The organism is Uliginosibacterium sp. sgz301328 (assembly GCF_041807905.1).
GTDB lineage: Bacteria > Pseudomonadota > Gammaproteobacteria > Burkholderiales > Rhodocyclaceae > JBGVSA01.
Window position 1 is genome coordinate 227,866 of the sequence record NZ_JBGVSA010000003.1, and the last position, 19,897, is coordinate 247,762.

The 19,897-nt window shown below is 61.9% G+C and carries 22 protein-coding genes; 13 read left to right on the forward strand and 9 right to left on the reverse strand.

What is annotated here, in order from left to right; all coding sequences use genetic code 11:
- Positions 1–2: 2 nt before the first annotated feature.
- The 6 genes from ACDA63_RS03810 to ACDA63_RS03835 all read right to left on the reverse strand — a co-directional run bounded on the left by ACDA63_RS03810 (position 3) and on the right by ACDA63_RS03835 (position 5,753).
- Positions 3–935 carry a helix-turn-helix domain-containing protein gene (locus ACDA63_RS03810; RefSeq protein WP_373661845.1) on the reverse strand — a complete coding sequence of 311 codons (933 nt, stop codon included), beginning with the start codon at positions 933–935 and terminating at the stop codon, positions 3–5.
- Complete coding sequence (pilW, locus tag ACDA63_RS03815) at positions 932–1,726, reverse strand: type IV pilus biogenesis/stability protein PilW (protein ID WP_373661846.1); 795 nt, start codon at positions 1,724–1,726, stop codon at positions 932–934. Before pilW ends, ACDA63_RS03810 begins: the two co-directional genes overlap by 4 nt.
- A complete protein-coding gene (gene rlmN, locus ACDA63_RS03820; RefSeq protein ID WP_373661847.1) occupies positions 1,723–2,814 on the reverse strand; it encodes a 23S rRNA (adenine(2503)-C(2))-methyltransferase RlmN in 1,092 nt (363 codons plus the stop codon). The genes pilW and rlmN overlap by 4 nt, the downstream gene beginning before the upstream one ends.
- A 46-nt stretch (positions 2,815–2,860) precedes the next feature.
- Positions 2,861–3,286 (reverse strand): nucleoside-diphosphate kinase, encoded by a 426-nt coding sequence (ndk, locus tag ACDA63_RS03825; RefSeq protein WP_373661848.1) that lies wholly within the window; start codon positions 3,284–3,286, stop codon positions 2,861–2,863.
- Positions 3,287–3,376: 90 nt separating this feature from the next.
- Complete coding sequence (gene tilS / locus ACDA63_RS03830) at positions 3,377–4,771, reverse strand: tRNA lysidine(34) synthetase TilS (RefSeq protein ID WP_373661850.1); 1,395 nt, start codon at positions 4,769–4,771, stop codon at positions 3,377–3,379.
- 16 nt (positions 4,772–4,787) lie between these two features.
- The gene (locus tag ACDA63_RS03835; RefSeq protein ID WP_373661851.1) at positions 4,788–5,753 is read right to left on the reverse strand and encodes an acetyl-CoA carboxylase carboxyltransferase subunit alpha; all 966 of its coding nucleotides are present in this window, start codon (positions 5,751–5,753) and stop codon (positions 4,788–4,790) included.
- Positions 5,754–5,884: 131 nt separating this feature from the next.
- On the opposite strand from ACDA63_RS03835, the gene ACDA63_RS03840 reads away from it, so the two are divergent.
- Complete coding sequence (locus tag ACDA63_RS03840) at positions 5,885–6,679, forward strand: thymidylate synthase (protein WP_373661852.1); 795 nt, start codon at positions 5,885–5,887, stop codon at positions 6,677–6,679.
- Positions 6,676–7,164, forward strand: a complete 489-nt coding sequence (locus ACDA63_RS03845) for a dihydrofolate reductase (protein ID WP_373661853.1) — start codon at positions 6,676–6,678, stop codon at positions 7,162–7,164. The genes ACDA63_RS03840 and ACDA63_RS03845 overlap by 4 nt, the downstream gene beginning before the upstream one ends.
- Here ACDA63_RS03845 and ACDA63_RS03850 read toward each other — a convergent pair.
- On the reverse strand, positions 7,149–8,399 hold the full coding sequence (locus tag ACDA63_RS03850) for an MFS transporter (RefSeq protein ID WP_373661854.1): 1,251 nt from the start codon (positions 8,397–8,399) through the stop codon (positions 7,149–7,151). The genes ACDA63_RS03845 and ACDA63_RS03850 overlap by 16 nt on opposite strands.
- Positions 8,400–8,605: 206 nt before the next feature.
- Between ACDA63_RS03850 and ACDA63_RS03855 the strand changes: the two genes are divergently transcribed.
- The 6 genes from ACDA63_RS03855 (at position 8,606) to ACDA63_RS03880 (ending at position 12,711) form a co-directional block, all read left to right on the forward strand.
- The gene (locus ACDA63_RS03855; protein WP_373661855.1) at positions 8,606–9,883 is read left to right on the forward strand and encodes a glutamate-5-semialdehyde dehydrogenase; all 1,278 of its coding nucleotides are present in this window, start codon (positions 8,606–8,608) and stop codon (positions 9,881–9,883) included.
- A complete protein-coding gene (locus tag ACDA63_RS03860) occupies positions 9,880–10,089 on the forward strand; it encodes a hypothetical protein (RefSeq protein WP_373661856.1) in 210 nt (69 codons plus the stop codon). Before ACDA63_RS03855 ends, ACDA63_RS03860 begins: the two co-directional genes overlap by 4 nt.
- A 106-nt stretch (positions 10,090–10,195) precedes the next feature.
- A complete protein-coding gene (locus tag ACDA63_RS03865) occupies positions 10,196–10,774 on the forward strand; it encodes a chalcone isomerase family protein (RefSeq protein WP_373661857.1) in 579 nt (192 codons plus the stop codon).
- 7 nt (positions 10,775–10,781) lie between these two features.
- Positions 10,782–11,276 carry a methylated-DNA--[protein]-cysteine S-methyltransferase gene (locus tag ACDA63_RS03870; RefSeq protein ID WP_373661858.1) on the forward strand — a complete coding sequence of 165 codons (495 nt, stop codon included), beginning with the start codon at positions 10,782–10,784 and terminating at the stop codon, positions 11,274–11,276.
- Positions 11,273–12,172 carry a site-specific tyrosine recombinase XerD gene (gene xerD, locus ACDA63_RS03875; protein WP_373661859.1) on the forward strand — a complete coding sequence of 300 codons (900 nt, stop codon included), beginning with the start codon at positions 11,273–11,275 and terminating at the stop codon, positions 12,170–12,172. Before ACDA63_RS03870 ends, xerD begins: the two co-directional genes overlap by 4 nt.
- 182 nt (positions 12,173–12,354) lie before the next feature.
- The gene (locus ACDA63_RS03880) at positions 12,355–12,711 is read left to right on the forward strand and encodes an H-NS family nucleoid-associated regulatory protein (RefSeq protein WP_373661860.1); all 357 of its coding nucleotides are present in this window, start codon (positions 12,355–12,357) and stop codon (positions 12,709–12,711) included.
- Positions 12,712–12,880: 169 nt separating this feature from the next.
- Here ACDA63_RS03880 and ACDA63_RS03885 read toward each other — a convergent pair whose 3' ends face one another.
- Positions 12,881–13,270 (reverse strand): dihydroneopterin aldolase, encoded by a 390-nt coding sequence (locus ACDA63_RS03885; RefSeq protein WP_373661861.1) that lies wholly within the window; start codon positions 13,268–13,270, stop codon positions 12,881–12,883.
- Between the two features lie 53 nt (positions 13,271–13,323).
- Here ACDA63_RS03885 and plsY point away from each other — a divergent pair, with 53 nt between their 5' ends.
- Positions 13,324–13,959 carry a glycerol-3-phosphate 1-O-acyltransferase PlsY gene (gene plsY / locus ACDA63_RS03890; protein WP_373661862.1) on the forward strand — a complete coding sequence of 212 codons (636 nt, stop codon included), beginning with the start codon at positions 13,324–13,326 and terminating at the stop codon, positions 13,957–13,959.
- Here the strand turns inward: plsY and tsaD are convergent.
- Positions 13,949–14,974 (reverse strand): tRNA (adenosine(37)-N6)-threonylcarbamoyltransferase complex transferase subunit TsaD, encoded by a 1,026-nt coding sequence (gene tsaD, locus ACDA63_RS03895; protein WP_373661881.1) that lies wholly within the window; start codon positions 14,972–14,974, stop codon positions 13,949–13,951. The two genes, plsY and tsaD, sit on opposite strands and share 11 nt — an antisense overlap.
- Before the next feature lie 136 nt (positions 14,975–15,110).
- On the opposite strand from tsaD, the gene rpsU reads away from it, so the two are divergent.
- The 4 genes from rpsU (at position 15,111) to rpoD (ending at position 19,810) form a co-directional block, all read left to right on the forward strand.
- Complete coding sequence (gene rpsU, locus ACDA63_RS03900; RefSeq protein WP_373661863.1) at positions 15,111–15,323, forward strand: 30S ribosomal protein S21; 213 nt, start codon at positions 15,111–15,113, stop codon at positions 15,321–15,323.
- 128 nt (positions 15,324–15,451) lie between these two features.
- A complete protein-coding gene (locus ACDA63_RS03905) occupies positions 15,452–15,898 on the forward strand; it encodes a GatB/YqeY domain-containing protein (RefSeq protein ID WP_373661864.1) in 447 nt (148 codons plus the stop codon).
- Positions 15,899–15,985: 87 nt separating this feature from the next.
- A complete protein-coding gene (dnaG, locus tag ACDA63_RS03910) occupies positions 15,986–17,752 on the forward strand; it encodes a DNA primase (RefSeq protein WP_373661865.1) in 1,767 nt (588 codons plus the stop codon).
- A 78-nt stretch (positions 17,753–17,830) separates the two neighbouring features.
- Positions 17,831–19,810 carry an RNA polymerase sigma factor RpoD gene (gene rpoD / locus ACDA63_RS03915; protein WP_373661866.1) on the forward strand — a complete coding sequence of 660 codons (1,980 nt, stop codon included), beginning with the start codon at positions 17,831–17,833 and terminating at the stop codon, positions 19,808–19,810.
- Positions 19,811–19,897 lie beyond the last annotated feature (87 nt).

Below are 19,897 nucleotides of genomic sequence, written 5' to 3' on the forward strand. Positions count from 1 at the left end.
GCCTACTGCAATTTGAAACGAGCCACGGTCTTGCCGGCTGCAATGAAAGGCTGGATATCGAACGCCTTGCCATTAACGGTCGCCTTCACTTGCGCTGCATTGCCGACGGTAACCGACAACGGCCCGGCGCCCTGGACTTCGGTCTCCGAACCAGCTGGATTCAGGCGCGAAAAAATCACCTTGCCGCCGCCGTCGCGAACCTCGACCCAGGACTCGCCCGAAAAATTGAAGCGCACGCGCTGCTCGCCCGCTGCCAAGGGGGCCGAAGCCGCAGCCTGAGGTGCGGACTGGGCGACCACCACGGGCACGGATTGCGCAACCACCGGCGCGCTCGCAACAGGAGCGGCTACGGGGGCCGACTCAACGCTGGCGACGATCGGAGCCGACGCCAGCGCAGCCGAAGCCTCGGCTTCCATGTTGGCACGCGCCTCGGACTGAGCCACGACGTCTGCCAGTGAAGCCTCTTCGCGCGGTTCGAACCAGCCGAAGTACCAACCGCATACCACGAGCACCAACAGCGCCAAGGTCAGCGCGGCGGCCGGCAGCGCCGGATAGCGTCCGATCGCGCTGCCGCCGGGCAGACGGCCCAGGTCTTCCATGGGAGACTCGAGCGACTGCGGCGCAGCCTGCATCGGCTCGAGCGCATCAAGATAGCGCGCCGGGTCCAGATCAAGCAGCCGCGCGTAGTTGCGTACGAAGCCTCGTGCAAAGGCCAGCCCCGGAAGCTGCTCGATGGCGCCCTCTTCCATCGCGTGGACCTGTCGTACGGTCAGCTTCAGATGGCTCGCCACCTCCTGCACGGACCAGCCACGCGCCTCGCGTGCTTCAGCCAGACTGCGCCACACAGGCACCTCAGTCGCAGCCGCCTCGGGCACGACTTGCCCATCGGCCATCGCCCCCCCTTCGGGATGGGTATCGGCAAGACGATCCGTCACTCGTATTTCCCTTGCATGAAAGCCTGGTATTCGTCGGAGGTCGCGAAATCGCGGCGCAACTGCATGGCATAGGTGGATTCGGCGGGGCGATTGCCCAGCTTGCGCTCGATACGCAGGCCCAGCCAAAGGGTTTCCGGCGTGCTGGCAGGCATCTGACGCTGAAGGATCGCCAGCCACTGCTTGGCCCCCTCGTACTTGCCAGCCCGGTAAGAAATGGACGCCAACTGGAACAACGCGACGCGATTGCCTTGATCCAGCTGATAGGCGCGGGTGAATTGCGCCTCGGCGCTGGCGTCATCCTTCATCCGCACATAGCAGAGCCCGGCATTGGTATAGGCCTTGCCCGGCGTGTTGTAGTAAGGATTGCGCGCGGCCTGCAGCAGGCGCTGCAGGCCTTCGCTCTCCCGTCCGCGAGAGCACAGGAACCAACCGTAGGAGTTATTGACTTCGGGGTCACCCGGCGCCAGGCGCGAAGCCGTTTCGAACTCAGGCAAGGCCTGATCGTATTGCTCGAGATAGCTGAAAACCGACGCCAGCAGCAAGTGAGCCGGCGCGTAACTGTTGTCATACGCCAGAGCGGTCCGGGCCTCATCGAGCGCCACGGAGAAACGGGCGCCTTCCAGATATGCCGTGCCCAGTTCGACGTGGATCTTGGCTTTCGAGCGGGCGTCCGAAGTACTTGCCTGGTCGGACTCGGGCCGCGCCATGGATTGGGTCGACGGCCCGACAGGATTGTTCGTCGCGCAGGCTGAGAGCAACACTGCGCACCCGGCAATCACCAACTTCCTCATTCACGCACCTCGCTGATCGGTACCACTCGGTTTCGGGTTCTGCGGGTCTTGTCCTGCACCTGGCCGGCCAACTGTCCGCAGGCGGCGTCCACGTCATCCCCGCGTGTCTTGCGGATGGTAGTGACGATACCGGCGTCCATCAGGATCTGCGCGAAACGGCGGATAGCAGGCGTACTCGAGCGACGAAAGCCCGAGTTGGGGAACGGATTGAACGGAATGAGGTTGTACTTGCACGGCACCTGGTGGGCGATATCCACCAATTGGCGGGCGTGCGCCTCTGAATCGTTCACACCGTCGAGCATGACGTATTCGAAAGTGATGAAATCGCGCGGCGCCCGCTCCAGGTAACGGTTGCAGGCCGCCAGCAGCTCTTTCAGCGGGTATTTCTTGTTGATGGGCACCAGCACGTCGCGCAGCGCGTCGTTGGGTGCATGCAGCGACACCGCCAGCGCCACCGGGCAGGCCTCGCGCAGGCGGTCGATAGCCGGCACGATGCCGGACGTCGATACGGTCACCCGGCGACGCGACAGGCCATAGGCGTTGTCGTCGAGCATGAGGTTGAGCGCGGCGACGACGTTGTCGAAGTTGGCCAGCGGCTCGCCCATGCCCATCATGACGACATTGCTCACCACGCGCTCACCCGCCTTGTCGGCGCCGAGCAAACGGTTGGCAAGCCACAACTGGCCGATGATCTCGGCTGCGCTCAGGTTGCGATTAAAACCCTGCTTGCCTGTCGAACAGAAGGCGCAATCGAGCGCACACCCCGCCTGCGACGAAACGCACAGGGTGCCGCGGTTGGTCTCGGGGATAAACACCGTTTCCACCGCATTGCCATTGCCGACGTCCAACAACCACTTGCGGGTGCCATCGGACGAGACCGAGTCACGCACTGGCGTGGGCGAGACCACGCAGGCCGTGTCCTTGAGCTGCGCGCGCAAGGATTTGGCCACGTCGGTCATGGCATCGAAATCGGACTCGCCGAACCGATGCACCCAACGCAGCACCTGGCGCGCGCGGAAGGGCTTCTCGCCCATTTCGGCGAACCACGCGGTCAGACTGCTGGCATCGAGATCGAGAAGGTTCTGCATGTGCTTCTGCGGGGCGTCGCCCGACGGTGCCCGCCCCTGTCCTGTCTTAGCGGCTGAAAACGTTCATCGCCGGGAAGAAAAAGGCGACTTCCACGGCCGCGGTTTCAGGCGCATCGGAACCGTGCACGGCGTTGGCGTCGATGCTGTCGGCGAAATCGGCGCGAATGGTACCCTTGTCGGCCTTCTTGGGATCGGTTGCGCCCATCAGCTCGCGGTTCTTGGCGATGGCGTTTTCACCTTCGAGTACCTGGATCATCACCGGGCCGGAGGTCATGAAGCTGACCAGGTCCTTGTAGAAGGGACGCTCCTTGTGGACAGCATAGAACTGGCCGGCTTCCTGCTCGGACAGGTACGCCATGCGGGCGGCCACGACCTTCAGGCCGGCGTCTTCGAAACGCTGGTAGATCTTGCCGATCACGTTCTTGGCGACGGCGTCGGGCTTGATGATCGACAGCGTACGTTCGATTGCCATAAGAGTTTCTCCAGGGACTTTGGGGTTGGTTGGTATAAAAATTAACCTGTTATTTTATCAGGACCACCCCCGGTCCGGTAAGAAATAGCGTTACGAGTCAAGGCACAGCGCATCATGCGCATTGCGCGAAGGCTCCCAGCGCACGGACCACCCGGAACAACCCTCCGCTGCGGCGCTGTCGACGTTCGCGCCGACCCCGCCAATCCAGATCGGAACACCCGCAGCGTCCCGCAAAACCGGCAACCGGGCCCGCCACCACGGAGGGATTCCGACCTCCTGACACAACAGACGAAACGGACGGGACGGGCCGCCCACATGAAGTCGCAGCCGGTCATGCCCGTCCGACAGTCCGAGCAAACAGCCGGGGGCCAGCGCCAGCCCGCCAGTCGCGACTCTCAGGAAGCGAACCTGGCCATCACCCCAGGCCAGCAGAGGCTCGCCCTGCCAGACAACCGGCTGCTCGACCGCAGCGTTCTGCTCGAGCCACACGCGATCGCGGTAGGCGCACAGCCATACAGCATCCATAGGCACCCGCACGGCGGCATCGCCATGCAATTGACGCAGCGCGTCGTCCAGGCGCGCCGAATCCGGCATCCGTGCGCCTGCCAACGCAAGCAGGTGACGCAAGAGGTTCCTCGCACGCGAGGCCGACAAAGCGCGCAAACGCCCGCGCGAGCCGGGCTTGGACGGCATTACTGCATCGGCATCGATCGCCGCCAGATCATCAAGGAGCTGCGCCCCTTCGCCAAAATGGCGGGCAGCACGAGCCAGATTGCCTTCGACGCTTCCGAAATGAGTCTCCAGCAAAGGCAGGATTTCGTGACGTAGCCGGTTGCGCGTAAAGGTGACATCCGCATTGCTGTCATCTTCGATCCAGCTCAGCCCCTGCGCCTGCGCCCAGACGAGCAATGCCGTCCGAGACTCATCAAGCAACGGACGCCACAGACGGCGCTCCGCGTCGCGCTCACGCATGGCGCCAGCCCCATGTACGCCCGCTCCGCGCACCAGGCGATGCAGCAGCGTCTCGGCCTGATCGCCGCGATGGTGCGCCAGCACGATCCAGTCGGACGATATTGCCGCCAGCGCCGAGTGACGCGCTTCGCGCGCGGCCGCCTCCAGCCCCTTGCCGGATGCGGTCACCGTTACGCGGCATTCATGCAGACGCACACCGAGTGCCGCACAGACATGGCGACAGTGCGCGAGCCATTCGTCCGCACGAGGATTCAGACCGTGGTGGACGTGGGCAGCCTCCAGGGCAAAGCCTGCGTCGAGGTGGATCCGCGCAAGCAGATGCAGCAGCACGGTGGAATCGAGCCCGCCGCTGAGGCCGACGAGCAGGCGCCGCCCGCGCGCCGGCAAAGCCTCGGCTCGCGCGGTCAGGCGACCCAACAACAGGTCAGGAATGGAATCGACCGCCGGCACTCGAAGCTCCGCGATCAGTGGGCGCCAGTGCAGACGCCCGTCTTGAGAGAAACGCGCCGGCACATCGCCGGCGCGGATGTCAGGCTGCGACTTCCTTGAACTTGCCGTAGCTCATCAGGCGCTCGTAGCGCTTTTCGAGAAGCGCGTCCGTCGACAGGTCGGACAGGCCGCGTAGTGCATCCTGCAGAGCGCGCTTGAGCGTCTGCGACACGGCACGATGATCGCGGTGAGCACCACCCACCGGCTCATTGACGATCTTGTCGATCAAACCCAGCGACTTGAGGCGAGCAGAGGTGATACCCATGGTCTCGGCCGCTTCGGCAGCCTTGTCGGCGCTCTTCCACAGAATCGACGCGCACCCTTCAGGCGAGATCACCGAATAGGTGGAGAACTGCATCATCAGCACCTGGTCGGCCACGGCAATTGCCAGCGCACCACCCGAGCCGCCTTCGCCGATGATGGTGGTGATGACCGGCACACGCAGTTCGGCCATCACGGCAAGATTGCGGCCGATGGCTTCCGACTGGCCGCGCTCTTCGGCATCGATGCCGGGATAGGCGCCCGGCGTGTCGACGAACGTAAAGACCGGAACGCTGAATTTCTCGGCTAGACGCATCAGACGAAGCGCCTTGCGATAGCCCTCGGGGCGCGGCATGCCGAAATTGCGGCGGATTTTTTCCTTGGTGTCGCGCCCCTTCTGGTGGCCGATCACCACGCAGCTCTGGCCGTTGAAGCGCGCCAGACCGCCGACGATGGCTTTGTCGTCCGCAAAAGCGCGATCGCCGTGGAGCTCTTCGAAATCGGTAAAGATGTGCTGAACGTAATCCAGCGTGTACGGCCGCTGCGGGTGGCGTGCGACTTGCGCGATCTGCCACGGGGTCAGCTTGCCGTAGATGTCCTTGGTGAGCGCCTGGCGCTTGACTTCAAGGCGCGCGATCTCTTCGGAGATATCGACAGCAGAATCATCCTGAACGAACCGGAGTTCTTCTATCTTGGTCTCAAGATCGGCGATCGGCTGCTCAAAATCGAGGAAAGTGGTCTTCACAGGTCGCCGGGAAACGAAACAAAACGCGGATTGTACCCGATCCCGTCGTCAGGTCGGAGGCAACGCAACACGATGCGATGTGCGGCCGGTACAATGACCGCCCCGCTTCCGGCCGACCTCTTTTCATCCCCATGCGTCAGTACCACGAACTCATGCGCCACGTGCTCGAGCACGGGCATCGCAAGGCCGACCGCACCGGCACCGGCACGTTGTCCGTGTTCGGCTGGCAGATGCGCTTCGACCTCGCGGAAGGTTTTCCGATGGTCACGACCAAAAAGCTGCACCAGCGCTCGATCATCCACGAGTTGTTGTGGTTCCTGCAGGGCGACACCAACATCAAGTACCTCAAGGACAACGGGGTCTCGATCTGGGACGAATGGGCGGATGAGAGTGGCGAACTGGGCCCGGTCTATGGCAAGCAATGGCGCCGCTGGGAAGGCGGCAACGGCCGCGTGGTTGACCAGATCACGCAATTGGTCGAAGGCCTCAAGAAGAACCCCGACTCACGTCGGCATATCGTCAGCGCCTGGAACCCGGCGGAGGTCGACAAGATGGCACTGCCGCCTTGCCACGCACTGTTCCAGTTCTACGTGGCCGACGGCAAGCTGTCATGCCAGCTCTACCAGCGCAGTGCGGACATCTTCCTCGGTGTGCCTTTCAATATTGCGAGCTACGCCCTGCTCACGCACATGATCGCCCAGGTTTGCGGACTGAAGGCTGGCGACTTCGTGCACACGCTGGGTGACGCACACCTCTATCTGAATCACCTCGACCAGGCCCAACTGCAACTGTCGCGCGAAGCACGCCCGCTGCCGCGCCTGGTCATGAACCCTGACGTTCGCGACATCTTTTCGTTCAAGTTCGAAGACTTCGCCATCGAAGGCTACGACCCGCATCCGCATATCCCGGCACCGGTGGCGGTATGAGCGCTCCCCGCATTGCGTTGATTGCCGCAGTGGCCGACAACGGCGTCATCGGCCGCGACAACGCGCTGCCATGGCGACTGTCGGACGACCTCAAACGGTTCAAGGCGCTCACGCTCGGGCACCCGATCGTCATGGGGCGCAAGACGTGGGATTCGCTTGGGCGCCCGCTACCGGGTCGCCACAACATCGTCATCACGCGCCAGGACGGCCTGCAGCTCGAAGGCGCGACAGTCGTGCATTCGCTCGATGAAGCGCTGCGCGCCGCCGGTGACGTGCCGCAGGTGTTCGTCATTGGCGGTGCCCAGCTTTATGTCGCAGCCTTGCCGCGTGCGAACGCCCTGCACATCACCGAAGTACACGCCGCGGTCGAAGGCGACGCTCACTTTCCCGCGATTGCCGGGTTCGCCGAAACACATCGCGAGCCGCACGCAGCGGACGATCGCAACGAACACGCATTCGACTTCGTCGACTACGTACGAGCCTGATTTCCTGGCAACCAGCGGAACGCCGCCAGCCCGAGCGCCACACAGGCCAGGCCGATCCCGGTGAAGGTCGCGACCAGCCCGAATACGTCACCCGCGTGACCGATGAGGATCGTGCCGATTGGCGCGAAGAGAATCGTCAGGAAACGCATGCTGGTCACCATGCGGCCCAGCAGCGCATCGGGCGTCACCCGTTGGCGCAGGCTCAGATAATTGACGACGTAGATGGCCGAGCCGCAATCGACCACCAATAGTGCGGCGCCCGCAGCCCAAGCGGTGTAACCGCCACCGGCCTGCGGCAACAGATAGAGCAGATAGCCGCAACCGGCCGCGATAATGCCCAGCGGCAGCGCGCGCCGGATATGCAGGCGCCGCTCCAGCGGATGCGCGAGTGCCGCGCCAAGCAGGCCGCCCAAAGCCCCCATCGTATTGAGAATGGCAATGTCACCCGCCGGCAAGCCCAATTCGCGCGAGGCAAAGAGCACGTAGAGCGCCTTGAAGCTGTCTTCGAGCGTAATCCACACGAACACCACCGCCACCAGGGCGCGTAGCATCGGCGTGCGCCAGACGAGCACCAAGCCTTCTTTCACCTCGGCCCAGAAATCACCGCTGTGAATCGACGGCACTTCGTCGAAGCGGGTACGCGACAGCAGGAATGCAGAAACAACAAAGCTGGCCGCATCGGCGATGATCGCCAGCGGTGCGCCCGCCAATGCCACCAGCGCCGCGGCCAAGGCGGGCCCAGCCACCATCGAGGCCGAAGATGCTCCAGAGAGACGGCTGTTGGCCAACACCAGACGCTCGCGACCGACCAGCTTCGTCACAAAGACCTGCAGCGCCGAGCCGCCGATGGCTTCGGTGGTAGATACCATGGCCGCCACCACGTACAGAATCGGCATCGACAGCATGCCCAACTCGTAGGCGAGCGGAATCACCAACAACCCGCCTGCTGCGAACAGATCGAAGGCAATCGCCATGTGACGCTTGCGGGAGCGATCGATCCATGCGCCGGCAGGCAGCCCGAGAATGAACGGCAACAGCCTGCAGGCCGCCAGCACACCCATATCGGACGCCGAGGCGTTGAGCATCTGGATGGCGGTGAGCGGCAGTGCCATCTGAGTGACCGCGGTGCCGAGCACGGACAAAGTCGTCGCCCAAAAGACGCACATGAAATTGCCGTCGCGCCAAAGACTTTCTGGCGGAGCGATGCGATCGAGCAGGGAAGAACGCGGTTGCATGATCAGTTCGGCAGAAACACTGCCGGACACAAGAAGACACGCGCCCGGGTTGGGCGCGCGGAGCCGAAGTGTCCCCAGCGCACGCCAAATGGTCAAGCAAACGGGCTCATTCGTTTGCGCCAGTCGACTTTCCCGGGCCTCTTGGACCATTGCCTGAGCAGTGGTCTAATTGCGGATTACCCGTGTACCGAGCGGTTCGCCTCACCATGGACATCAAAGAATATATGCAACAGGTCGGGCGCCAGGCCCGGGCCGCCTCGCGCCAGATGGCGGCAGCCTCCACGGCCGCCAAGAACAAGGCTCTCGTCGAGATGGCCGCACTTATCCGCCAACGTGCCCCGCAACTTCTCGACGCCAACGCGCGCGACCTGGCCCAGGCACGTGCCGATGGCCTCGAGCCTGCGATGGTCGACCGGCTGACGCTGACCCCGAAGAGCATTGAAAGCATGGCTCAAGGGCTGGAACAGATTGCTGCCCTGTCCGACCCGATCGGCGAGATCACCAATGTCAAGCGCCGCCCCTCCGGCATCCAGGTCGGACACATGCGCGTGCCGCTGGGCGTGATCGGCATCATCTATGAAGCACGTCCGAACGTGACGGCCGACGCCGCGGGCCTGTGCCTGAAGAGTGGCAACGCCGCAATCCTGCGGGGCGGCAAGGAAGCGCTTCAATCGAACCAGGCAATCGCAGCCTGCGTGCGTGCTGGCCTAGCGGCCGCCGGCTTGCCTGAAGCCGGCGTGCAAGTCATTGAAACGACCGACCGCGCAGCCGTAGGCGAGTTGATCACCATGCCGGAATTCGTCGACGTGATCGTCCCGCGTGGCGGCAAGGGCCTGATCGAGCGCATTTCGCGCGAAGCGCGCGTGCCGGTCATCAAGCATCTGGACGGCAATTGCCACGTGTATATCGATATCGCGGCCGATCCGGCCAAGGTCGTGCCCATTGTCGAGAACGCTAAGACCCAGCGTTACGGCACGTGCAACACAATCGAGTCGTTGCTGGTGGCACGCGCGGTGGCCAAGCAGTTCCTGCCGGACGTTGGCCGCATGCTCGCCGGCAAGTCCGTCGAAATGCGCGGCTGCCCTGAATCGCTGGCCGTCCTTCGCGAAGCCGGCATCGACAGCAATCTGTTGAAGGCAGCGACGGAAGAAGACTGGCACACCGAATACACGGCACCGATCATCGCTGTGCGCGTCGTTGATGGACTAGATGCGGCAATCGCGCACATCAACACCTACAGCTCGCAACACACCGACGCCATCATCACCGAGAACTACACGGACGCCATGCGCTTCCTGCGCGAAGTGGACTCGGCTTCGGTCATGATCAACGCCTCGACCCGCTTTGCCGATGGCTTTGAGTACGGCCTGGGGGCCGAGATCGGCATTTCGACCGACAAGATTCACGCGCGCGGCCCAGTGGGACTGGAAGGGTTGACGAGCCAGAAATGGGTCGTCTTTGGCAACGGAGAGGTGCGCGCATGAGCCACGGACAATTGGGCGCTCTGCTGGTCCTCGCAGGCATCGCCGTGGCGCTGGCCGGCTGGGGCTTTTTCCGCTATCCGCAATACAAGTTCTGGACACTCGTCCCGGCCAACCGGGCACATGAATACATGCGCACGCCGGGCGTCGTTCTGTGCTGGATCGGGATCGCGCTCGCGGGTTTCGGCGTGATGAGCTGTTCCACCTGACGGCCAATCGGTGCACTCGGGACAAACCCTCCTGCGTGGAGGGTTTGTTTTTGGTACGCTGCGCCATACGCACCCGTATGGCTAGACCACAACAAGGAGAGAAGGCATGCACGCACGGCGCGCAATCGTAATGTCACTGGCGCTTGGCGCAGTAATCGCCACGCCCGCCGCCCACGCGGCCGAAATTGGAGGCATTCAGTTCGAAGACCAGATACGTGCCAACGATTCGTCACTGCTGCTCAATGGCGGTGGTGTGCGGACAAAGCTCGTTTTCAAGGTCTATGCAATGGGTCTGTATTTGCCCCAGAAGGCGGATACGCCGGCGGCCATTTACCAGGGTCTCGGGCCGCGTCGCATTGAACTGGTTACCTTGCGCGAACTGACTGCCGAACAATTGAGCGACGCGCTCGTAGACGGTCTGCACAAGAATCTGACCAAGGCGGAATACGAAAAGCTCGCTCCGCGCATCGAATCGCTCAAGAGCACCATGCTGAGCATTGGTAAAGCCCCGACGAAAACACGAATTTCGCTCGATTTCACGGGATCTGCCACTCGTGTAACGGTCAATAACGTGCAAAAGGGCGCCGATATTGCCGGCAAAGACTTTTTCGATGCGCTCCTGCATATCTGGCTCGGTGACACCCCCGCTCAAGACGATTTGAAAGAACGCCTGCTGGGCAGATAATGGCGGAGTGACGCCCGCCAATCTCCAACATTCTCGACATTTCGATGCGGTTCTCGCTGCACCACACTGCCGGATCGGCGTTGCCACTGGCCGCGGCGAGAGCATCGAAGAGATTTCCTTCCTGCCGCCGGACACCCCGCTGCGGGCGCCGGATAACGTACTGGCGGCCAAGGCCTGCGTTCAGATCGAAGCATTCCTGACCGATCCGACGAGCCCCTTCTCGCTGCCCCTGGCAATGCGGGGAAGCGCCTTTCAGCGACGCGTATGGCAGGCGATCGCAGACATCCCATGCGGCGCCGTCACCACGTACGGCGAAATATCGGCAAATCTTGGCAGCGTGGCACGCGCCGTCGGGCAGGCCTGCGGCGCCAACCCGTTCCCGCTCGTCGTGCCCTGCCATCGCGTCATATCGCGATCGGGAATTGGCGGCTTCGCGCATGCCAGCAGTGGATGGCTGCTCGATACCAAGCGCTGGCTGCTCATGCACGAGGGCGCTTTGTGAGCGCATTCGAATCAAGTCTTTCCGCCATCGATGATTTCGTTGACTCTGTCTGGCTGCAGGATGGCCTTGCGCGAAATACGCTCGAAGCCTATCGCTCCGATCTGCGACTGTTTGCGCAGTGGCTTGGCCGGCAACAGCGCGATATTCAGCATGCCGATAAGAATGCGATCGCCGCATATCTGACGGAATTGAGCAGCCATTCGAAGCCGGCCACGCAGCGCCGCGTGCTGGCCGCGTTGCGCCGCTATTACCGCGTTCAATTGACTGAAAACCGCATCGCTTCGGATCCGACGCTGGACATCGATCCACCGATGGCGACCCAGCGTTTCCCGAAAACCCTCAGCGAATCTCAGATCGAAGCTCTACTCGATTCACCGGATACGAACAGCGTATTCGGCTTGCGCGACAGAGCGATGATCGAAGTCCTTTATGCCACGGGGCTGCGGGTCTCCGAGCTTGTCGGTCTGAAGATTTTCGAAGTCGATATGTCGATGGGCGTCATCCGCGTGATAGGCAAAGGCAGCAAGGAAAGGCTCGTTCCGCTGGGCGAATGGGCCCTGGACTGGCTGCGCCGCTATCTCGCCGAAGGGCGGCCGGCATTGGCTAAACTGCCTGACGAGGCGATATTCCTGACTCGCTTTGGCACTGCAATGAGTCGGCAAATGTTCTGGAACATCATCAAGCGCTACGCGATCGATGCGGGGATTCGCCAGGAACTGATCTCGCCCCATACGCTGCGCCACGCCTTTGCGACTCATCTGCTGAACCATGGGGCCGATTTGCGTGTAGTACAGCTTTTGCTCGGCCATGCGGACATTTCTACCACGCAGATTTATACGCACGTTGCACGCGAGCGCCTGAAACAACTGCATCAGGTTCATCACCCGCGCGGATGAGCATTCAACCACAAGGGTATCCCGGCCCGAAGAATGGCGGTTCATTTGCGAATGTAAATCCCTTTGCGTCGGCTGCATATTCGATGGCAGAATAAAACGTCCGCTCGGCTGCGATTCTCTTTACCGCACCGGCCACCAGCGAACGTCGAGACAAACTCTCCATCCAAAAAGGGCCCGACGACATGGAACTCAGCAAGCTCTCCCTTGGCGAACTCAAGCGCCTCAAATCGCGCATCGAAACGGAAATCAGCCGCCGCACCGATACCACGAAGCGTGATCTCCTCAAGAAATTCCAGAAAATGACGGCCGAACTGGGCCTGTCCATTAATGACGTGATCGGCAAGCCGGCTGCTGCCGAAGGGCCTCGCGCCAAACGCGGCACGGCGAAGAAGGCCACTGCAGCCAAAACCAAGGTGGCACCGAAGTACCGCAACCCGGGTGACGCCGCGCAAACCTGGACAGGCCGTGGGCGCAAGCCGCAATGGGTTTCGCAGCAACTTGAACAAGGCAAAACGCTGGATGATCTGCTGATCAAGTAATACGACTGGTCGCAATATCGTTGCGGCCGGTAAAAGAAAGGCCATGGGGCGTACGCCTCATGGCCTTTATTCGTTTGACTGCGCGATGGATTTTTTTCAGCCGATTGTAAAAACAACAAAAGCGACACTCGGTGCGGTGGGCGCTTTCTGCGGGACATCACTCAAGCAGCTAAACGACGCCGCTTCCGCGGGCAGGTGGAACGCCGACGCCCTCGCGACTGCGCTCAATATAGACACCAACTCGCCGCACGCCCCGCAGCACACCAAGCTTGACGATCGAAACCCGCACCCAGGGCGCGCCGAATTCCTCGAACATCAGTCCTACGAGAAATTCGCCAAGTGTTTCCAGCAAATTGAAATGCCGTTCCGCAAGCACAGCGCGAATGCGGGAAACCACCTTGTCGTAATCAATGGTATCGGAGATGTCGTCGCGGTCCGCTGCCGATTCGGGCACGCCGAAAGTAAGGTTGATCTCCACGGCTTGCGGAGCCAGTTGCTCGCGCGGGTAAATTCCTACCCGCGCATCAACCTGCAGACCTTCCACAAAGATAAAATCCATTTCCCTGTCTTTCAGGGCGCCGCGCGCCCGCATCGCATCAGCACTACAACAACATGACCGCCACATCGACCAGCATTCTAGCCTTGCTCGCCGCGTACCTCATCGGCTCCATCCCTTTTGCGGTCATCGTATCGCTCGCCCTGGGGATTTCGGACCCGCGCTCATATGGATCCGGCAATCCCGGCGCGACCAATGTACTGCGCAGCGGCAATAAGTTTGCCGCCCTGCTCACCCTTGTGGGTGATGCAGGCAAAGGCTGGCTGGTGGTCTGGGGCGCCAAGGCGCTGGTGGCCCATGGCATCTTCGCGCTTTCGCCACGACTGCTCGCGGGCATGGCGATCGCGGCGTTCCTCGGCCATGTGTTTTCGGTATTCCTGCGCTTCAAAGGAGGCAAAGGCGTGGCCACGGCAGCGGGCGTCTTGTTCGGCATCCATTGGCTGGTGGGCCTGGGGACTCTGGCAGTATGGATTGCGGTCGCGGCGATGTCCCGCTATTCGTCGGCGGCCGCACTGACTGCTGCGGTCGCCGCCCCTGCGCTGGCGCACTTTGTCTTGGGAGACCCGCTCTGGGTCGGAACGACCATCGTGCTAGCCGCCGTCCTGATCTGGCGGCACGCCGAAAATATCCGGCGCTTGCTCAATGGCACGGAGAGCAAGCTGGGCAAGAAAAAAGAAGCGATCAGCCGCTGACTTCCGCCAGCGGCCAGCGCGGGCGAACGGCAAATGAACCACCCCGCTCGGCTGGCTGCCTTCCAGCCATGAGATGCATGGCGCCCGCAAAGGCAATCATCGCGCCGTTATCGGAACAGAATTCCAGTTCGGGGAAATATACGCGGCCTCCACGCCGAGCCATTTCGTCACGCAACCGTTCGCGCAGGCGCACATTCGCTCCCACGCCGCCAGCGACCACGAGCTGCTTGAGGCCGGTTTGGCGAATGGCGGCAATCGCTTTTGCACACAGCACATCGACGACTGCCTCCTGGAATTCAGCCGCCAGATCGGCCTGCTGATCTGGCAGAAAGCCTGGTTGCCGCGCAGCCGTCAGGACGGCGGTCTTCAAGCCACTGAAGCTGAAGTTGAGGTCGCCGGAGTGAATCATCGGACGCGGCAGCTTGAATCGCCCCGGTACCCCCTGCGCGGCGAGACGAGCGAGAACGGGACCGCCGGGATACGGCAACCCAAGCAGTTTGGCCGTCTTGTCAAAAGCTTCGCCGGCGGCGTCATCCACGCTCTCGCCAAGCAATTCGTACTTGCCCACGCCGTCCACCCGCATCACTTGCGTGTGACCGCCGGAAACCAATAGCGCGACGAACGGGAAATGCGGCGGCTCAGTCGCCAGCATCGGCGACAGCAAATGCCCTTCGAGGTGATGCACGGGCAAGGCCAGCACCGACAACGACGTCGCGAGCGCCTCCGCCACGCTGGCGCCAACCAGTAGCGCGCCCGCCAGGCCCGGACCGGTGGTGTACGCAATCGCGGTGATCTGCGACAGGCTGCGCCCGCCTTTCGCCATAGCCTCACGGATCAGAGGAATGATGCGGCGCACATGATCACGGGACGCCAGCTCAGGCACCACGCCACCGTAGGCTGCATGCATGTCGATCTGCGAAAAGACGGTATGGGCAAGCAGCCCTGCGCGGGAGTCATAGAGACCGATGCCGGTTTCGTCGCAGGAGGATTCGATGCCGAGTACAAGGTGATTCATGCCACGTAGTGTACGCGACTGATCGCCCGCCCGGACAGGCCAACGAAGGTCGGCACGAATAAACACGTTCACTTTCGGCTCAGGGCGGTGTATATTCGCCGACTCACTCTCTTCAGAGCCAGCAAGGAAAACAGGAATGCCTGGAGTACGCCTCAAGGAAAACGAGCCGTTTGAAGTCGCCATTCGCCGCTTCAAGCGCACGATCGAAAAAGCCGGTCTGCTGACCGAACTGCGCGCCCGCGAGTTCTACGAAAAGCCGACGTCGGAACGCAAGCGCAAGAAGGCCGCCGCGGTCAAGCGCCTGCACAAGCGTCTGCGCAGCCAAACGCTGCCGCCCAAGCTGTACTGATTCCCATCTTCCGGCGCCCAGTGGCGTCGGTCTGATGAGAGCAGGAAGACCCGGAGCCGTCAGGTATCCGGGTTTTTGCGCTTTGCGGCCCGCTGCCGCAAAACACCCACCGAATTCGAAGGCCAGCAATGTCGCTCAAAGAACAGATCAATGAAGACATGAAGGCGGCGATGCGTGCGCGCGAGACTGCGCGACTCGGCGCCATCCGCCTGCTCCTCGCTGCAATGAAGCAGAAGGAAGTCGACGAACGCATTACGCTCGATGACACGGCTGTCGTCGCCATCGTTGAAAAGCTCATCAAGCAGCGCCGCGACTCGATCGCCCAGTACGAAGCCGCCAAACGGCAGGACCTGGTCGATGCGGAACGACTCGAACTGGAAGTCCTGACCGCTTATATGCCGGCCGCACTATCGGAAGGCGAAATCGACGCCGCCGTGACGGCCGCGGTTTCCGAGACCGGCGCAGCCGGACCGGCGGACATGGGTAAAGTCATGGGCTTGCTCAAAGGCAGGCTGGCTGGGCGCGCTGACATGCAGGCCGTATCCGCCAAGGTCAAGGCCGCGCTGAGCAAGTAAACCCGCGACGAAACCAACCGTTATTCAGCAATCGGGGCCGCTCGGCGGCCCGCTTCGCAACAAGCACACCGGACGAACCCGCAGTCGATGATCCCACCCTCATTCGTGGAACAGTTGCTTGCGCGCGTCGACATCGTCGACGTGATCGAGCGCTATGTACCACTCAAAAAGGGAGGAGCGAACTATCTGGCGTGCTGCCCGTTCCACAACGAGAAATCACCTTCGTTCACCGTCAGCCCGAGCAAGCAGTTCTACCACTGCTTCGGCTGCGGGGCGCATGGCACGGCAATCGGCTTCCTGATGGAATACGGCGGCACCTCGTTCCGCGACACCGTCAAGGAACTGGCCAGCCAGGTTGGCATGCAAATGCCGGACGAAGAGCGCTTCGATCACGCCGCACATGCGCACGGTCAGTCGCTCATCGAGGTGATGGCAACTGCCGCGCGCTTCTATCGCAGCCAGCTCAAGACCGCCCCCGCAGCCATCGAGTACCTCAAGAAGCGCGGCCTCACCGGCGAGATCGCGGCACGATTCGGCATCGGCTATGCCGGTGAAGACTGGCAGTCGTTGCGCAACGCGTTCCCGGGCCATTATGACGACGCGGCACTCATCGAGGCAGGCCTGGTCATCCAGAACGATGCAGGCCGGCGCTATGACCGCTTCCGCGAGCGAATCACCTTCCCGATCCTCGATCAGCGCGGCAATGTCATCGGATTCGGCGGACGCATCATCGGCGCGGGCGAACCCAAGTACTTGAATTCGCCCGAAACACCGCTATTTGAAAAGGGTCGCGAACTCTACGGTCTGTGGCAGGCGCGGCAGGCCATCCGTGAAAGCAGCACCGTCGTCGTCGTTGAAGGCTACATGGATGTCGTAGCACTGGCGCAGTTCGGTTTCGGCGCAGCCGTCGCCACGCTCGGCACGGCCACGACGCCCACGCATATCCAGAAGCTGTTCCGCCAGGCCGAACGCATCGTGTTCTGCTTCGACGGCGATACGGCAGGCCGCAAAGCCGCGCGCCGGGCACTCGACGCCAGCCTTGAACAACTCTCGGACGACAAGACGGTGCGGTTTCTGTTCTTGCCACCAGAGCACGACCCGGACAGCTATGTGCGCGAAAACGGCCTGGAGGCATTCCGCCGCGCCGTCGAAGACGCCATGCCACTGACCGAGTTCCTGATGCGCGAACTGCGACAGGACAATGATCTGACGACCGCCGAAGGACGGGCACGACTCGTGCACGTAGCAAAAGACTTCGTACCCCGCGTAGCCGCTCCGGTGCTGCGCCTGCAATTGATCCGGGCGCTCGCCGAGGACAGCGGGCTGCCTGAAGGACAGATAGAGACTGCGCTCGGGCTCAAGACGGCATCGGGAAAACCTCGCAAGGCTGCGCCAAGACAGGCGCCCCGCACCGGCCCCGTGAGCCCGTTGCGACAGCTGCTGCGCGTGCTGGCGGCATACCCGAATCTCTGCGGGCACGTTCCGTTCGAGGTAGCGCTTGCCCTGGAGGACTCCCCGGAGAAGTCCGCCCTGCTCGCCCTGCTCGATGCGTTCGATGACGGCGCGCTGGAGGCACGGTCGCTGGCGATGTTCTATGAAAGGTTCCGCGATACGCCAGTAGAGGCGGTATTCGGAGACCTCCTGTCGGCGCTCGAAAACAATCATTACACGGAAGACACTGCCACAACGGTGTTGTCCGATCTATTGTTGAAGCATCGTCTGCACACCGTGGAAACGCGCATCGCTGAGTTGAACCAACGCATGGCGTCGCGCGGCCCGAACCCTGAAGAGTTACAGCAGCTGCAAACGCTTCTCAAGGAAAAACAGAAGCTTAAGTCTGGACAGGCAGACTGAGTCCACGCTAAAATTGCCGGTTTCCCCGATTTGTCGATCGGGGAAATCAGAGTTCCTGCCCGTGATCCGAGGATTGTAATGGCCAAAGCAAAAGAGACAGTTCGCAAAGACGTTCCCAAAGCGAAAGCCGTCCGGGCGAAAGACAAAAAAGAACTGCCGATCGATCCGCTGCCCTCCGAGAGCGCAGCCGACGCCGAAATTCGCCGCACCCGCCTGAAGTCGCTGATTGCGCTCGGCAAGGAGCGCGGTTATCTCACGTACGCCGAAGTCAATGACCATCTCCCAGACGAGATGGTCGATGCCGAGCAGATCGAAACGATCATCTCGACATTCAATGACATGGGCATCAAGATCTTCGACGAAGCTCCGGCTGCCGAAGACCTGCTGATGTCCGACAGCGTGCCGACGGCCGTGGTCGACGAAGAAGTCGAAGAAGAAGCCGAACAAGCGCTTGCGTCGGTGGACTCCGAATTCGGCCGCACGACCGACCCGGTTCGCATGTACATGCGCGAAATGGGTACCGTCGAACTGCTGACCCGTGAAGGCGAAATCGAGATCGCCAAGCGCATCGAAGATGGCCTCAAGCACATGGTCATCGCGATTTCTGCCTGCCCGACCACTATTGCCGACATCCTGACCATGGCCGACAAGGTCAGCAAGGATGAGATGCGCATCGACGAACTGGTCGACGGCCTGGTCGACCCCAACGCGGTCGAAGAAGAAGAGGCGGCCGCCTCGATGCCCGAATCCGATGACGACGAAGAAGTCGAATCCGACAGCGGCGACGAAGAAGAAGACGAGGATGACGATGGCGGCAGTGGCGCCGTATCCGCCTCACTGCTGCAACTCAAGGCCGACGCGCTGGAGCGCTTCGAGGTCATCCGTGGCCTGTACACGAAGATGATCCCCGCGCTGACCAAGAAGGGCTCGCACGACAAGACGTACATCAAGCTGCACGACCAGATCAGCGGCGAACTGATGAACATCCGCTTCACCGCGCGCATCACCGAAAGCCTGTGCGACTCGGTGCGCCACATGGTGGAAGACGTGCGCAAGCACGAACGCAAGATTCTCGAGCTGTGCGTGGATCGCTCCGGCATGGCGCGCCAGCACTTCATCAAGACCTTCCCGGGCAACGAAACCAACCTCGATTGGCTCAAGGGCGAGATCGCTACCGGCGCACCTTACGTGGCAACGCTGATCCGCATGCAGCCGGCAGTGCTGGAAGAGCAGCAGAAGCTGATCGACCTGCAGGAACGCATCCAGATTTCGCTCAAGGACCTCAAGGACATCAACAAGCAGATGTCCACCGGCGAAGCGAAAATGCGCCGCGCCAAGCGTGAGATGACCGAAGCCAACCTGCGTCTGGTGATCTCGATCGCGAAGAAGTACACCAACCGCGGCCTGCAGTTCCTCGACCTGATCCAGGAAGGCAACATCGGCCTGATGAAGGCGGTGGACAAGTTCGAATACCGTCGTGGCTATAAGTTCTCGACGTACGCCACGTGGTGGATCCGCCAGGCCATCACGCGCTCGATCGCCGACCAGGCACGCACGATCCGTATCCCGGTTCACATGATCGAGACGATCAACAAGATGAACCGCATCTCCCGCCAGATCCTGCAAGAGACGGGGCAAGAGCCGGATCCGGCAACGTTGGCGATCAAGATGGAGATGCCGGAAGACAAGATCCGCAAGATCCTGAAGATCTCCAAGGAGCCGATCTCGATGGAAACACCCATCGGCGACGACGACGATTCGCACCTGGGCGACTTCATCGAAGACACCGCCACGCTGGCTCCGGCGGACGCCGCGATGTATTCGTCGCTCAAGGGAGTCACCGCCGAGATCCTCGATTCGCTCACGCCGCGTGAAGCCAAGGTCCTGCGCATGCGCTTCGGTATCGAGATGAATACCGACCACACGTTGGAAGAAGTCGGCAAACAGTTCGACGTCACGCGTGAGCGTATTCGCCAGATCGAAGCCAAGGCATTGCGCAAGCTCCGCCATCCGTCGCGCTCCGAGAAGCTGCGCAGCTTCCTCGACGGCGAAGGCTGATACACTTCCCGCCCGGACCGGTTCGCCGATCCGGGCTTTTCATGACGAGGCAGCAGCATGCCCTTGTCATGAAGCAGTTCCAGGGCC